Genomic DNA, 13,110 nt, shown 5'->3' with positions numbered 1-13,110 from the left:
GTGGCGCCGTTTCTCCGCCTGCGCCAGATCTGCCTCGTTGCGGATGCGATCGAGCCGGCCGCGTCGCAGCTCGCCACCATCATGGGCCTGAACGTCTGCTATCGCGATCCGCATGTCGGCAAATACGGCCTCGAGAACGTGCTGCTGCCGGTCGATACCATGCTCTTGGAAATCGTCGCGCCGATCCAGCCCGGCACGGCGGCCGGCCGCTTCCTCGAGAAGACCCAAGGCCGCGGCGGCTACATGGCGATCTTCTGCTGCGACGATCCAGATGCACGCGCGGCCCACACCGACAGCCTCGGTGTCCGCGCCGCCAACGTCATCGACCAAGCGCCGTATCACGGCGTGCAACTGCACCCGCGAGACTGCCGCGCGGCCTTCATCGAACTCAACACCACCGCAGGCAGCGACAACATCCGAGGCCCCTACCCGCCCGCCGGCCCGGATTGGGCCAAGGCGATCCGCACCGATACGACCCAGGCGCTGACCACGGTGGAGATGCAAAGTTCCGATCCAGCGGACTTGGCCGCGCATTGGGGACGGATACTTCAACTACCTGTCGAGACCGATGCCGACCACAGCTCCGTGCTGCGGCTGCCGAACGCAACGCTACGGTTCACGCCGGGCGACAGCGAAGCGATGACGGCGTTGACGTTCAAGGTCGCAAATGCAGCCGACATCCGCGCTGCCGCACAAGAGCAAGGCCTCACCCTCACCGCCAGCGGCTTCCGCCTCGCCGGCGTCGAGTTCAAGCTAATCACCTAACCACCCGTCATTCCGGGGCGCTCGCGTAGCGAGCGAACCCGGAATCTCGCCGTTGTGGAAAGGCCTGAGTTGCAGAACATATCGGGATTCCGGGTTCACGCGCTACGCGCGTGCCCCGGAATGACCGCCTGGGGCTGACGAGTAGCAGTGACCTCACCGCCCCTTGAAATGCGCGACGCGGCGTTCTTCGGTGGCTTTGACGCCTTCCTTGAAGTCTTCGGTGGCGCGCAGGCGGGTTTGCTCGGCGAGTTCGTGCTTGGTGGCTTGCATCACCCGATCGGCCAGACCGGCCCGCATGGTGGCGCGGGTCGCGAGCAGACCGAGCGGCGAGCACTCGGCGATCTCGCGCGCCAGCTTCAGCGCGCCGCTCCGCACCTCGTTGATCGGCACCAGCACGTTGGCGAGGCCCATCTGCACCGCCTCTTCGCCGGTGACGCGGCGCGAGGTGTAGAACATCAGCTCGGCGTTGTTCTTGCCGATCAGCTCCGGCAGCGTCACGGTGAGACCGAAGCCGGGATGGAAGCCGAGCTTGGTGAAATTCGCCGCGAACCGCGCCTCGGCGCAGGTCACGCGGAAATCCGCCGACACGGCGAGGCCGAGGCCACCACCGATGGCGGCGCCGTGGACCGCCGCGACGATCGGCTTCTTGGCGCGGAAGATCCGCACCGCCTCGATGTACAGATGTCCGATCTCGCCGAGGCTGTCGGCCGGATCGCCCTTGGCGGTTTGCGGATCGGACTCTTTACGCGCCGGATCGCCGAAATTGGCGCCGGCGCAGAACGCCTTGCCCTGCGCCGCCAGCACGGTGGCGCGGACCTCGGGATTGGCGTCGATCTCGTCGAGCGCGTTGGCGATCTGGCGGATCAGTAGGATGTCGAAGAAATTCAGCGGCGGCCGCTGGATTTCGATGGTTGCGACATGGCCGGTGATCTCGACCGCGATATCGGTGTAGCTGCTCATGATTGGTCCTCGATCCTTGGATGCGCCGACTCAGCGCAGCCCGAGCCCGCGCGCGATGATGCCGCGCAAGACCTCGGTGGTACCGCCCTGAATGGTGAGTTTCGGGGCCAATTTTGTCGCGAACGCCGTCAGCTCGTCGAGCGTCGCATGGTTCGAGTCTTCCGCATCGACGAAGGCCGCGAGTTCGCGCACGCGATGAGGCAATTGCTGTTCCCACACCGTGCCGATGTCCTTGACGATCGAGGCTTCGACCACCGGCTCCTTGCCGGCCTGCAGCATGCCGGCGACCGACACCGACATCCGCCGCATGGTGTGGAGCTGCGCCACCAGCCGGCCGATGCCCTCGGCGCCGCGCGTGTCGGGCTCCGGCCCGAGCGCGCGCACCAATTCGGTGAGCACGTAGTACGTCTCGAGGAAGCGCTCCGGCCCCGAGCGCTCGTAAGCGAGTTCGGAGGTCGCCTGCTTCCAGGCGCCGTCGATCTCGCCGAGGACGTGATCGTCCGGCACGAAGGCGTCGGTGAACACCACCTCGTTGAATTCGCGCTGGCCGGTGATCTGCGCGATCGGATTCACCTTGATGCCTGGCGACTTCATGTTCACCAGGAACTGCGTCAGGCCGTGGCGGCGATTTTCCTTGGTGGACGGCGAAGTGCGAAAGATCGCGATCATGTAGTCGGCGATGTGCGCCGACGTGGTCCAGATCTTGGCGCCGTTGATCAGATAGCCGCCGTCGGTCTTGGTCGCCTTGGTCTTGGCGGCGAACAGATCCGAGCCCGAATTCGGCTCGCTCATGCCGATGGCGAAGCACAACTCGCCGCGGCAGATCCGCGGCAGGATGTCCATCTTGATATGCTCGGGCGCGTATTTCAGCAGCACCGGGCCGCTCTGCCGGTCGGCGACGAAGAATCGCCGCGTCGGCGCATTGGCTACGCGCATCTCTTCGGTGACAACGTAGCGCTCGAGGAAGGTACGTTCGTGGCCACCATATTTCTTCGGCCAGGTCATGCCGAGCCAACCTCGCTCGCCCACGCGGCGGGAGAATTCAGGCGCATCGTTGTCTTCACGTTGCGGCTTGTGCGGATCGAACGTGCCGGCCGCGATTTCCTCGGCCAGAAACGCGCGGACTTCCTGCCGCAGTTGTTCGCAGACGGGCGGCAGACGAATCGGATCGAAGCGGAGGGCAGCGGTCATAATGATCTCTTTGGTTTAGCGCGAGGCGACCAGCGGCCACAGATCGTCGGCACCACGCCCCGCCACCAGCCGGCCCAGTTCGACCGCCCAATGGCTCTCGCTGCCGAAATCGTCGCGCCAGCCCAGCGCGCGCAGCGAGTAGCGATGCAGGATGTGCTCCTCGGTGAAGCCGATGGCGCCATGGACCTGATGGGCGATCGCCGCGCCCTTCTCGGCCGCTTCGGCACAGCGAATCTTCGCCGCGGCAGCTTCGAGGAAGACGGCGTCGTCGAACGACGCAGCGCTGCAGATCGCGTCGGCTGCCGACGTCGCGGCCGCGAGCGCCGCCGAGGTTTCGCCGGCGAGCTTCGCCAGATTGTGCTGCACGGCCTGAAACTGCCCGATCTTCTTTTCGAACGCGACGCGCTGATTCGCATAGGCGACGCTGATCGCCAGCAGCGTTTCGAGACTGCCGGCGATCTGCAGGCTCCGCACCACGCATCCCATCAGCATCAGCGCCGTCTGATCGAAGCCGCGGGGCGCGGACGCCGTCTGGAGCGGCACAACTGCGTCGAAGCTAACGACGTCCAACGCATCGCCTCCAAGGCTCGTGCCTTCGTCGATACGGCAGGCAGCAGCATCGACCAGCGCGACGACGGCACCCTTGTCACCATGCGCCAGCACCGCAATGTGCTTCGCCTCATGGCCAAACGGCACGCCGCGCGCGCCCCCGCTGAGGCAGCCATCGTGGCCGAGTACGATGCGATCCTTCGGGTGCGCCGGCACCACCGTCATCGCGCCATCGAGCGAAGCGATGCCGGCCTGCGCCAGCAGCCAGCCTGCCAGCATGGTTTCGGCGAGCGGCGCGGGCAGCGCTGCGCGGCCAGCAGCGTTGAGCACGGCGAAGCCATCGGCGAGGCTTGCGCCGGCGCCGCCGAAATCTTCCGCCACCCAGCTCAGCGGCAGGCCGGACTCGGTCAGGGCCTGCCAGAGCGGCGCTTTCCAGCCTCCGGCGTGATCGGCATTGATGGCCTGGGCGTCGGCCAGATCGGCGAAGATTCGCTCCGCGGTCTCGGCGACGATGTTGCTCTCAGTCTCCACGGCGTTTCCCGTTGCGCATCGTCCACGCGAGCGCGGGGATGCTGTTGTTGTTGCGGCGATGATGATGAAATGCCGCCGCGCTGGCAAGCGCGCGGCCTGCACGGGCGATTGCGTGGTAGGCATGCGCGGGCAATTCCGCCGCGCGGGCTTTGTCCACTTGCTCTTGCGATACCGGCGGATAAGGTGCGGGCGCAGAAACGCAGCTAATCGCCGCACCGGCAGGGGAAGCAATGGCAAAGACCGAATTGAACGTCATCATCACCGGATCGGCCTCGGGCCTCGGCGCGGCGACGGCGCGAATCCTGGCGAAGGACGGCGCGCGGCTGCTGATCAACTACGCGTCGAGCGAGAAGGACGCCCACAGCGTCGCCGACGAATGCCGCCAGCTCGGCGCGCCCGAAGTGGTGGTGGCGCAGGGCGACGTCTCCAAGGACGAGGACTGCCGCAAGATCGTCGCCGCCGCTGCGCACTGGGGCAAACTCGACGCGCTGATCAACAATGCCGGCACTACCAAGCACGTCCCCCACCATCTGCTCGACGAGCTGTCGGCCGAAGACTTTCAGCGGCTCTACGCGATCAACACGATCGGGCCGTATCAGATGGTGCGCGCCGCGCGTGCACTGCTCGAAGCCGGCGCCAAGGCGTCCGGCCGCGCGAGTGCGGTCGTCAACGTCTCGTCCGTCGCCGGGATCAGCGGCATGGGCTCCTCGATCGCCTACGCCGCCAGCAAGGGTGCGCTCAACGTGATGACGATGTCGCTGGCGCGCGCGCTGGCGCCGGCGATCCGCGTCAACGCCATCTGCCCGGGCTATATCGATACGCCGTGGTTCACCAAGGGCCGCGGTGCCGAAGCCGCCAAGCAGGTCCGCGACGCGGTTACTGCTGCGGTGCCGCTGAAGATCGCCTCGTCGCCGGAAGACATTGCCGAACTGGTGTGCTTCCTCGCCACGCCGCGGTCGAGCAGCATGACGGGCGAACTGGTGCGGATGGATGCCGGCCTGCATCTCGGCGAGCTCAAAGCCGTGACGCGCAAGCCGTCCTGACCGGAGGCGAAATCGCCGCCTGCCCTACATCGTGCGGCGGGCGGCGAAACGATGCCAGATGAACAGCACCACCACCGCGCCGATGGTCGCGGTGATAAAGCCGGCGCCCTGGTTGGGGCCGTAGTGCCCGATGGCCTGACCGACCGCAGTCGCGACGAATGCGCCGATGATGCCGAGCACGGTCGTCAGCAGAAAGCCCTGCGGATTGTTCGGGCCGGGCGCCAGCAGCCGGGCAATGATGCCGGCGACGAAGCCGACCAGGATAATCCAGAGTATTCCGCCCATCGTCGTCCCCCTTCAGGTGCTCGTTGGTATCGCCACGGACGTTCGCCGGCGCGACCCCCGCGCTTAATGAGCGGGAACGGCCAAAGGTTCCGTCGCGCAGGCGAGCCCGGCCGTTCAAACCCAGCGCGAGACTTCGTCCTCGGTGGGCACGCGGCCATCCGGCGTGAGCTGATCGACCGCGCCCGGCAAATGCTGGCTGATTTCATCGAGCAGCTGATCGCGCGACAGGCCGGTCTGCTGCGACAGCAGGTTGATCTGATCGGCGCCGAGCGCATTGGCGAGATCGTTGGGGCCGATCTGCTGATTGGGGCCGTGGCCGACCCACGAATTGGCGGCGTCGCCGAGGCCGTTGGCCTGAAGCTGCCGCACCAGATCGCCCAGGCCGCCCGACAGCACGCTGCCAAGAGCACCGCCGGCCAACAAGCCGCCAAGCCCACCCTTCAGCATATCGCTGAGCCCGCCGCCGCTACCGGCGTTGGCGCTGGGCGGCGGAGCCGGGACCGGCTGAGGCGCCGGCTGATTGTTGGAGGTGACGTGTTTGTAGGCCTTGTAGGCAAGTAGCGCCAGGATCGCCATCGTGAGCTTGGACTTCCCGCCGCTCTTGTCGTTGGGATCGGCGGGGCCGCGCGGGCCGTTCTGCATGCCGTTGAGAATGTCGAGCAGGCCCATGGTGATCCTCCCTAAACATCATGGTGGCGAACTCGCTCAGCGCGATCGCCGGTCCGCAACAGATAAGGACCGCCCATGACGGCAACAAGGCACCCCGGCCGGGACTGGCGATCCGGCAGCCGCTCTGCTATTGGGATTTTCGATGGCGGGCGATCCTGAACAGGATCGCCGCCGGACGGTCCCGTAGCTCAGCCGGATAGAGCGGCGGTTTCCTAAACCGCAGGTCGAATGTTCGAGTCATTCCGGGATCGCCAATTATCTCGACGGCCGGCTCCGATGCGATAGCGCGCCGGTCACGGCGCCCTGCGGTAGATGAAGATTTCATCGCCGCGGCCGTTCTCGAAGACCTTCGCCGGCGTCGTCCCAAATCGTTTGTTGAGCGCGTCCGCGTAGCCGAGCTTGCTGTGCCGGATCTCCAGCACCACGGCGTCATAGCTGGCCCAATCGGCGAACAGCGCCGGATCTGGATGCTCGGCGCCGAAGCCGACGACCACCTGCGGCGTGGTGTTGACGAAGCCGCCGTAGAACAGGATCTGGTTGCTGTTGCTGGAGATCCGCGCCGTCGGCGGCAGGTTCTGCTGGAGCCAGGCGGCGGCGGCGTAGCGGTAGTGCTGGGCGTCGTATTTGCGGATGCCGACGAGTAGTCCGGTGATCAGCAGCGCGATCACCACACCCAGCAGGACACGCGGCCGCAGCGCAGTCCTGTCTCTCGCCGCACGCCACAGCGCCAGCAGCCCGGCGGCCGCGACGGGCGTGAAGATCAGCGACATCACCAGACCGTGGCGATAGTCGAACACGATGTTGAAGTAGATCTGCGCCGCGTAAATGACGAGGCCGGCAAGCAGATAAGCGAACGCTGCGCGGAACGGCGCTGACGAACGGATGCGCCGGTCCGCCCAGGCGAAGCCGGTCATCGCCACGGTGGCGAGGCCCATCGCATTCACCAGCCCGTACAGCAGAAGCCCGAACACCATCGCCGCATAAGCAAACGTGGCCTTGCGCGATTCGAACGGCGCCAGCACCTGATCACGCAGAATGTCGATGCGCCCGCGCGGCTTGGACAGCAGCGCACCGAGATTGCCGGCATCGCTCCAGAACGCCGTCAGCAACAGCGCGCCGACCGGAGCCAGCGCCAGCGCCAGAACCGCCGCGATGCGAAGGGGGCGCGACCGGGCCTCGAAGGCGACGCGGACCGCCGAGACCAGGACGACGAACCCGAACGCCTCGATCCTGAACAGGCCGGCGGCGAGCGTACACAGCAGGAAGCCGGCACGGTAGCGCCAGCCCGGCGTCTGCAGATCCCGGATGGTGAAGTAGAAGCCAATGAGCATCAGCAGGAAGTAGAAATGCTCCCGCACGATGGTGGCGCGTAGATCGTTGAACCACAGATTTCCGAGGAGCAGCAACCCAGCCGCGATCAGCGCCTCGCGCTGGGGCACCAGCAGCCAGACACATCGCAGCACGACCAGCACGGTCAGAGTCGAGGCCACGCCGTCCACGATCAGCGCCAGCGGCCAGGCATCGATCCCGGTCAGCTTCATCCCGCCGCCGAGCAGCAGCGGATAGGTGAACCAGGGAAACAGCTGCCTCGCCTCGGCAAAGTGGCCCTCGGCGAACAGCCGGGCGCCGCGGACATAAAGGATGCCGTCATTGTTGATCTGCACCACCAGGGCCTGCCAGATCAGCAGCGCCACATGGATCAGGCAGATCAGCGCGACGAGGGTGGGGACGGACAGCGATCCGAGGCGGGTCTTGAGGCTGATGTTCATGATCGAAGTTGTTCGGTCCATCGCCCAAAACGATCGCCGCACGCGGCTTTACGCCCGCAGTTTCGACGGCAACCGACCGTCGCTGTCAAGGCGCCTGACGTCCGATGAGACGCTGAGGCAGGGGAACGCTGCACGCGGCCCTAAAAGATTGATATTATGGCCACATGTCCGCACTTCGATTGCTGCTGTTCGTTTCTGATCCCCTGACCGCCGATGTGCGGCTGAAGCCGCTGCTCGACCGGCTCGTCGAGGCCGGCCGGCTGCGCTATGCCTGCGTCGACCGCGACATGAAGCTCTCGGGTGCGGTTTCCGAGCAGTACGATCTGTTGCTGGCGCATCGTAATCTCAGCCGGCGGCAGACTGTCTGGCTGCGCGCTCACCCCGTGCCGTTCATTTACGACATCGACGACCTGCTGCTGGAAGAGACCCTCCCGTCCAGCCGCCGCCGCGCGGCACAGCAGCAGTCGATCCGCTGGTGTCTCGCGCAGGCGGCTTTCGTCACGGCGCCCTCGCGGCGGCTGCTCACGGAGCTCGATCGGCTCGCCGGCGGAACCGCAGCCCGCGCCCGGTTGGTACCCAACCCGGGTCAGGAGATCATCCCACCGCCCAAGACCGGCCGTTGCCGGCGGGTGCTGTGGACCTCGAGCGCGCAGCCGATGGGGGCGGCGGATCTCGACGAGGTCTGCGCCGGCATCGCGGAGGCCGCGAAGGCCGGCCGGCTCGAACTGTTGCTGGTCGGCAAATTCTCGGCGCAGCTGCAGGCGCTGCTCGGCCCGGCGCGGCTGATCCCCTGGCTGGCACCGGAGGCCTACCTGGAGCTGCTGCGGCGGGAGACGCTGATCGCGGTTGCGCCGCTCAGCCGCTGCCTGGCGCCGGCGCAGCAGCGCTTCGCCGACTGCAAATCCGACATCAAGATCGCCCAATACGCGTCGAGCCGGATCGCCGGCGTGTATTCCGATGCGCCACCCTTCGCCGACAGCGAGCTGCCGCGCACGATCGTGCCCAACACGCGGGAGGCGTGGCGCGATGCGCTGCTCGCGTTAGCGGAGACCGGGACCGAGGCGGCGAATGTATTTGCGGAGAATCAACTCATCGAGGCCCGGCGGCCGTCTCGCGTAGCAGCGGAGCTTTACGACATCCTCGGCGCCACCGCCGCGACCGGCGCGCCGTTTCGATTCCGCGCGATCCCGACGCCCGACATCGGGCGACGGCTCGAAGTCGCATTCAGATCGCTCACCGCGCGACTGAAGCCGGCGCGGACGGGCGTGTAGCGCTCATGAAGATCGCCTTCGGGATCGTCACATTGTTCGGCGGCGGAGGCCTGCAGCGCGACTGCATGGCGATCGCCCGCCGCCTCGCCGCACAAGGCCACGACGTCACCATCTTCGCGGCGCGGCGGCGCGGGGAACGACCAGAGGAGCTGAAGATCGAGCTGCTGCCGAACCGCGCCTTCAGCAATCACCGCCGCGACCTGGCCTTCGCCAAGGCCTTCGCCGATGCGACGCGCGGCCGTTTCGATCGCGTGGTCGGCTTCGGCAAATTGCTTGACCTCGACGTGCTGTATTGCGCCGATCCGTGCCTGGCGGCGAAGCCGGCGAAATGGACCGCGTTGTTGTCGTCGCGCCGGCGCATTCAAATGCAGCTCGAAGCCGCCAGCTTCGCGGCCGGACAGCACACGAAATGCTTATTACTGAGCGAGACCCAGGCGGCGGATTTCCGCCGCGCCTGGTCGACCGAACCTGGCCGTGTGGTCGTGCTACCACCGACCATCGATCGCAACCGACGCAAGCCTGAGCTTCGCAGCGACGGCACCCGCGAGCGGATGCGCGCTGAGCTGAAGGTTAGTGGCGATCAGTTGACCTGGCTAGCCGTCGCCGCTCAGCCGAAGGTCAAAGGTCTCGACCGCGCGGTCGCGGCACTAGCGGCATTTCCAAATGCGCGACTGGTAATCGCCGGTATCGCGGAGGGGAGCAAGGCGGCACGGCTGGTACGCGGCTTGGCGGACAAAGCCGGGGTCCGCGACCGTATCCGGTTGCTCGGGTTGCGCAGCGACATTCCCGAACTGATGGCCGCGGCCGATCTGCTGATCCATCCGGCGCGCTACGACACCACCGGCACGGTGATCCTCGAAGCACTGGTCAACGGCCTGCCGGTGATCACCACCCCGCAATGCGGCTACGCCGTGCATGTCACGGCAGCGGATGCGGGCGTAGTGCTGCCCGAAACGTTCTCGGCCACCGACCTAACCGAAGCCCTCCGCCGCGCCGAGTCGCCCCAGCGCCGCAACGACTGGAACCGCAATGGCGCCGCTTATGGTGAGGCGCAGCCGCTCTACGACGGTCTCGACCGGGCGGCTGAACTGATCGTCGCAGCAGGATAAACTAACTCGCCGGCGCCCCGAGGCGCTTTCACAAGTAATAACCTCATGGTGAGGAGGCGCGAAGCGCCGTCTCGAACCATGGGCCGCGAGCACGTGCGGCGCATCCTTCGAGACGCCCCGGCATCGCCCTGCGGGCGACGCCAAGGCTCCTCAGGATGAGGTCAGTGCAGAGGCAAGCGCCATTCGCCGGACTGCGTCGCGCTCTACACCTTCACCATTCGCTTGCCGCGGTTTTCGCCGGCTAGCAGGCCGATCAGCGCCGCAGGGGTGTTTTCCAGGCCATCGATGACGTCTTCCTGGACTTTCAGCTTGCCGCTCTGGACCCAGCCCTGCAGCTTGGCGACGGCCTCGTCGCGCTGGTCCATGTAGTCCATCACGATGAAGCCCTGCATGATCAGCCGCTTCACCACGATCAGGCCGGGGACGCCGCGCGGACCGGTTGCCGACGGCGTGCGATCGTATTGCGAGACGGCGCCGCAGCAGGCGATGCGGCCCTTCAGGTTCATCAGCGCCAGGCAGGCTTCGAGAATGTCACCGCCGACATTGTCGAAATACACGTCGATGCCGTTCGGCGCCGCGGCGCGCAGCGCCTTGAACAAACCGCCGTCCTTGTAGTCGACGGCGGCGTCGAAGCCGAGCTCATTGACCAGCCAGTCGCACTTCTCCTTGCCGCCGGCGATGCCGACGACGCGGCAGCCTTTGATCTTGGCGATCTGGCCGACGATCGACCCCACCGAACCCGCCGCGGCCGAGACGACGACCGTCTCACCGGCGCGCGGTTTGCCGATATCGAGCAGGCCGAAGTAAGCGGTGAGGCCGGCGATGCCATAGATGCTGAGCAGATGCGTCAGCGGCTCGACCTTGGGCAGCTTGGTGAGATGCTTGGCGGGCAGCGCCGCATACTCCTGCCAGCCGGTGTCGGCGAACACGATGTCGCCGGGCGACAGCCCCGGCGCCTTCGAACTCACCACTTCGGCGATGCCTCCGCCCGGCATCACGCTGTCGGTCTCGACCGCGGCCCGATAGGTCGCGCCCTGCATCCAGGCGCGATTGGCAGCGTCGAGCGAGATGTAGCGCACCTTGACCAGCGCCTCGCCGTCCTTCGGCTCCGGCATCGGCGCTTCCGTCAGACGGAAATGCTCGGGTCCGAGCTTCTCCTTGGGCTTTTCGATCAGCAGCACCTGGCGGTTGACGGCGGTCATGCGCTCTCTTTCTTGTCAGGTTGATGGTTACAAGCGTCTGACATAGCGCCCTCGCGGGCGAAGTCAAAGCGCGGGCGCGATTGATTATCGGCGCACTTCTGTGGCACCCGGCGTGATCCGCTGTCGGATGAAATCGAGCGCTTCCACATAGATTCGCTGGGCCAGCTCCGGATAATACTTGGACAACGACTCCACCATCACCCCGGAGTTGATTTCGAGCACTTGCGGCACAGCGCCGCTCCACACCACGTCGACCGCACCGAACACCAGGCCGACCGCTGCGGCTGCGCGGGCAGCAATCGCGACGCTCTCTTCACGCAGCGGGCCGTCACCAACTAATTCAGGCACGGCGCCGAGATCGAGATTGTGCCGCCAGTCGAGCCGCAAGGTCTCTCCTTCCGGCAGCACCTCATCTAGCCGCACGGACGAAGACCGCAGCTGCGCCAGCGTGGCGCCGAGCCGCTCGGGCGGCAGCGCCTCGACGAGCAGCGTCATCGCGGTGCGAACGCCGTCGCCGCAGATTTGCGGCCGCTTCTTGTCGTACACCGCCAGCGGCCGGCCATCGAGCAGCACGACGCGAAGCTCGCGCTCGATGGTCAGATACGGCGCCGCCGCCACGTTTTGGCCGGCGGCGAAGATCGCCATCGCGGCCTGCTCGAGTTCGATCGCATCGCCGACCTTGAAGACGAGATTGCCGCAGGTGCCCTCGTTGGGCTTCACCACCAGACCATTTGGATGCGCCGCAAGCAGGTCGAGCAGCCGCGGCCAATTGGCCTCCCGCACCACCACCTTGAACAAATTGTGATTCATGAACAGCGCATGTGGCACGCAGGCCACGCCTGCGCCGGCCAGCACCGATGCGGTCGCCGACTTGTCGTTGGCGATGCGGTGCGCAACCGAGTTGTTGAGACCGAAATCGTAACCATAAATGTAGTGGCGCGCCGTACCTTTGCCGATCGTAATCAGCCAGCCGTCGAGGCCTATCTCGACTTCCAGGCCATGGCGGGCCGCATAGGCCTTGACCATTCCGACGATGGCGCGCTCGGCGTATTGCATGGACGAATTTCCGCAACCTGTATCATGCCCGACGTTCGGCTTCGCGCCGGAAGTCGCTGGCGGCGTGACCCTAGTGCATCACTCGTTATCGTTCCAGCCGCTCACTTGTTACCGGGGCGTGATCGCCATGGTATAGAACGGCCGCCGCGGCGAGCGGGCGACACAAACCGACCGCGCCGAGCCTGGGAGGCTTCATGGACACCCTGCTTCTTCCGCTGTCGCCGCGTTTCATCGCGCTCACCATCTGCGTGGTGCTGACGGCCTTGTTCGGCGCCGTCGCGATCTTCGATCCCAATCCGCGCATGTTCGATCTGGTGCTGGTGCCGCTGCTCGTGTTCGGCGCGCTGACGCTGCTGGGTATCTGGGATCTGGTGCAGAAGAACCATGCGGTGCTGCGCAACTATCCGATCTCGGCGCACTTACGGTTTCTGCTCGAGGAAATCCGTCCGGAGATGCGGCAGTATTTCTTCGAGAGCGAGAAGGACGGCAAGCCGTTCAGCCGCGATACCCGCGCGCTGGTGTATCAGCGCGCCAAGATGGTGCTCGACAAGCGGCCGTTCGGGACTCAGGAAGACGTCTACGCCGACGGCTACGAATGGCTGAATCATTCGGTGGCGCCGCGGCCGCACGCCGACGAAGCGTTCCGCATCAAGATCGGCGGGCCGGAGTGCGCGAAAGCGTATTCGGCCTCGGTGTTCAATATCTCGGCG

At 66.1% G+C, this 13,110-nt stretch carries 13 protein-coding genes, 1 tRNA gene and 1 pseudogene; 6 read left to right on the top strand and 9 right to left on the bottom strand.

The window, feature by feature from the left end:
* On the top strand, positions 1 to 765 hold the full coding sequence (locus I5M_RS25790; RefSeq protein WP_022724034.1) for a VOC family protein: 765 nt from the start codon (positions 1 to 3) through the stop codon (positions 763 to 765).
* Between the two features lie 153 nt (positions 766 to 918).
* Here the strand turns inward: I5M_RS25790 and I5M_RS25785 are convergent, their stop codons facing one another.
* Genes I5M_RS25785 through I5M_RS33935 form a run of 4 tightly spaced genes read right to left on the bottom strand, consistent with a single transcriptional unit; the run spans position 919 to position 4,255 of the window.
* Positions 919 to 1,725, bottom strand: coding sequence for an enoyl-CoA hydratase/isomerase family protein (locus I5M_RS25785; RefSeq protein WP_022724033.1), 807 nt, complete (start codon positions 1,723 to 1,725; stop codon positions 919 to 921).
* A gap of 30 nt (positions 1,726 to 1,755) precedes the next feature.
* Complete coding sequence (locus I5M_RS25780) at positions 1,756 to 2,916, bottom strand: acyl-CoA dehydrogenase family protein (RefSeq protein ID WP_022724032.1); 1,161 nt, start codon at positions 2,914 to 2,916, stop codon at positions 1,756 to 1,758.
* Positions 2,917 to 2,931: 15 nt separating this feature from the next.
* Positions 2,932 to 3,996 carry an acyl-CoA dehydrogenase family protein gene (locus tag I5M_RS25775; protein ID WP_022724031.1) on the bottom strand — a complete coding sequence of 355 codons (1,065 nt, stop codon included), beginning with the start codon at positions 3,994 to 3,996 and terminating at the stop codon, positions 2,932 to 2,934.
* Positions 3,986 to 4,255, bottom strand: a complete 270-nt coding sequence (locus I5M_RS33935; protein ID WP_244432096.1) for a hypothetical protein — start codon at positions 4,253 to 4,255, stop codon at positions 3,986 to 3,988. The genes I5M_RS25775 and I5M_RS33935 overlap by 11 nt, the downstream gene beginning before the upstream one ends.
* Between I5M_RS33935 and I5M_RS25765 the strand changes: the two genes are divergently transcribed.
* On the top strand, positions 4,227 to 5,039 hold the full coding sequence (locus tag I5M_RS25765) for an SDR family NAD(P)-dependent oxidoreductase (RefSeq protein ID WP_022724029.1): 813 nt from the start codon (positions 4,227 to 4,229) through the stop codon (positions 5,037 to 5,039). The genes I5M_RS33935 and I5M_RS25765 overlap by 29 nt on opposite strands.
* Positions 5,040 to 5,063: 24 nt before the next feature.
* On the opposite strand, the gene I5M_RS25760 is transcribed toward I5M_RS25765, so the two are convergent.
* Positions 5,064 to 5,324, bottom strand: coding sequence for a GlsB/YeaQ/YmgE family stress response membrane protein (locus tag I5M_RS25760; protein ID WP_022724028.1), 261 nt, complete (start codon positions 5,322 to 5,324; stop codon positions 5,064 to 5,066).
* A gap of 114 nt (positions 5,325 to 5,438) precedes the next feature.
* Entirely contained in the window at positions 5,439 to 5,993 is a 555-nt protein-coding gene (locus I5M_RS25755) for a YidB family protein (RefSeq protein ID WP_022724027.1), read from the bottom strand.
* Between the two features lie 177 nt (positions 5,994 to 6,170).
* Here I5M_RS25755 and I5M_RS25750 point away from each other — a divergent pair.
* Positions 6,171 to 6,247 (top strand) — tRNA-Arg (locus tag I5M_RS25750).
* A gap of 39 nt (positions 6,248 to 6,286) precedes the next feature.
* Here the strand turns inward: I5M_RS25750 and I5M_RS25745 are convergent.
* Positions 6,287 to 7,762 (bottom strand): hypothetical protein, encoded by a 1,476-nt coding sequence (locus I5M_RS25745; RefSeq protein WP_022724026.1) that lies wholly within the window; start codon positions 7,760 to 7,762, stop codon positions 6,287 to 6,289.
* Between the two features lie 164 nt (positions 7,763 to 7,926).
* Between I5M_RS25745 and I5M_RS25740 the strand changes: the two genes are divergently transcribed.
* Positions 7,927 to 9,033 carry a glycosyltransferase gene (locus I5M_RS25740; protein ID WP_083909685.1) on the top strand — a complete coding sequence of 369 codons (1,107 nt, stop codon included), beginning with the start codon at positions 7,927 to 7,929 and terminating at the stop codon, positions 9,031 to 9,033.
* Positions 9,034 to 9,038: 5 nt separating this feature from the next.
* The gene (locus I5M_RS25735; protein ID WP_022724024.1) at positions 9,039 to 10,142 is read left to right on the top strand and encodes a glycosyltransferase family 4 protein; all 1,104 of its coding nucleotides are present in this window, start codon (positions 9,039 to 9,041) and stop codon (positions 10,140 to 10,142) included.
* 203 nt (positions 10,143 to 10,345) lie between these two features.
* Here I5M_RS25735 and I5M_RS25730 read toward each other — a convergent pair whose 3' ends face one another.
* Both I5M_RS25730 and I5M_RS25725 read right to left on the bottom strand, forming a co-directional pair.
* Entirely contained in the window at positions 10,346 to 11,344 is a 999-nt protein-coding gene (locus I5M_RS25730) for an NADP-dependent oxidoreductase (RefSeq protein WP_022724023.1), read from the bottom strand.
* An 84-nt stretch (positions 11,345 to 11,428) separates the two neighbouring features.
* Complete coding sequence (locus I5M_RS25725; protein ID WP_022724022.1) at positions 11,429 to 12,400, bottom strand: RimK family alpha-L-glutamate ligase; 972 nt, start codon at positions 12,398 to 12,400, stop codon at positions 11,429 to 11,431.
* A gap of 194 nt (positions 12,401 to 12,594) precedes the next feature.
* Between I5M_RS25725 and I5M_RS25720 the strand changes: the two are divergent.
* Positions 12,595 to 13,110: pseudogene (locus tag I5M_RS25720) on the top strand (FMN-binding glutamate synthase family protein); the annotation flags it as partial.

Source organism: Rhodopseudomonas sp. B29, assembly GCF_000333455.1.
Classification (GTDB): Bacteria; Pseudomonadota; Alphaproteobacteria; order Rhizobiales; family Xanthobacteraceae; genus Rhodopseudomonas.
Note: the sequence above shows the minus strand (reverse complement) of the source record. Positions and strands in the feature narration are given on the sequence as shown.

What these genes read in the sequence shown, in the direction of transcription:
- I5M_RS25745 (WP_022724026.1), bottom strand. Translation starts at nt 7,762, where the DNA reads ATGAACATCAGCCTCAAGACCCGCCTCGGATCGCTGTCCGTCCCCACC.
- I5M_RS25760 (WP_022724028.1), bottom strand. Translation starts at nt 5,324, where the DNA reads ATGGGCGGAATACTCTGGATTATCCTGGTCGGCTTCGTCGCCGGCATC.
- I5M_RS25765 (WP_022724029.1), top strand. Translation starts at nt 4,227, where the DNA reads ATGGCAAAGACCGAATTGAACGTCATCATCACCGGATCGGCCTCGGGC.
- I5M_RS25785 (WP_022724033.1), bottom strand. Translation starts at nt 1,725, where the DNA reads ATGAGCAGCTACACCGATATCGCGGTCGAGATCACCGGCCATGTCGCA.
- I5M_RS25755 (WP_022724027.1), bottom strand. Translation starts at nt 5,993, where the DNA reads ATGGGCCTGCTCGACATTCTCAACGGCATGCAGAACGGCCCGCGCGGC.
- I5M_RS25735 (WP_022724024.1), top strand. Translation starts at nt 9,039, where the DNA reads ATGAAGATCGCCTTCGGGATCGTCACATTGTTCGGCGGCGGAGGCCTG.
- I5M_RS25730 (WP_022724023.1), bottom strand. Translation starts at nt 11,344, where the DNA reads ATGACCGCCGTCAACCGCCAGGTGCTGCTGATCGAAAAGCCCAAGGAG.
- I5M_RS25725 (WP_022724022.1), bottom strand. Translation starts at nt 12,400, where the DNA reads ATGCAATACGCCGAGCGCGCCATCGTCGGAATGGTCAAGGCCTATGCG.
- I5M_RS25780 (WP_022724032.1), bottom strand. Translation starts at nt 2,916, where the DNA reads ATGACCGCTGCCCTCCGCTTCGATCCGATTCGTCTGCCGCCCGTCTGC.
- I5M_RS25740 (WP_083909685.1), top strand. Translation starts at nt 7,927, where the DNA reads ATGTCCGCACTTCGATTGCTGCTGTTCGTTTCTGATCCCCTGACCGCC.
- I5M_RS33935 (WP_244432096.1), bottom strand. Translation starts at nt 4,255, where the DNA reads ATGATGACGTTCAATTCGGTCTTTGCCATTGCTTCCCCTGCCGGTGCG.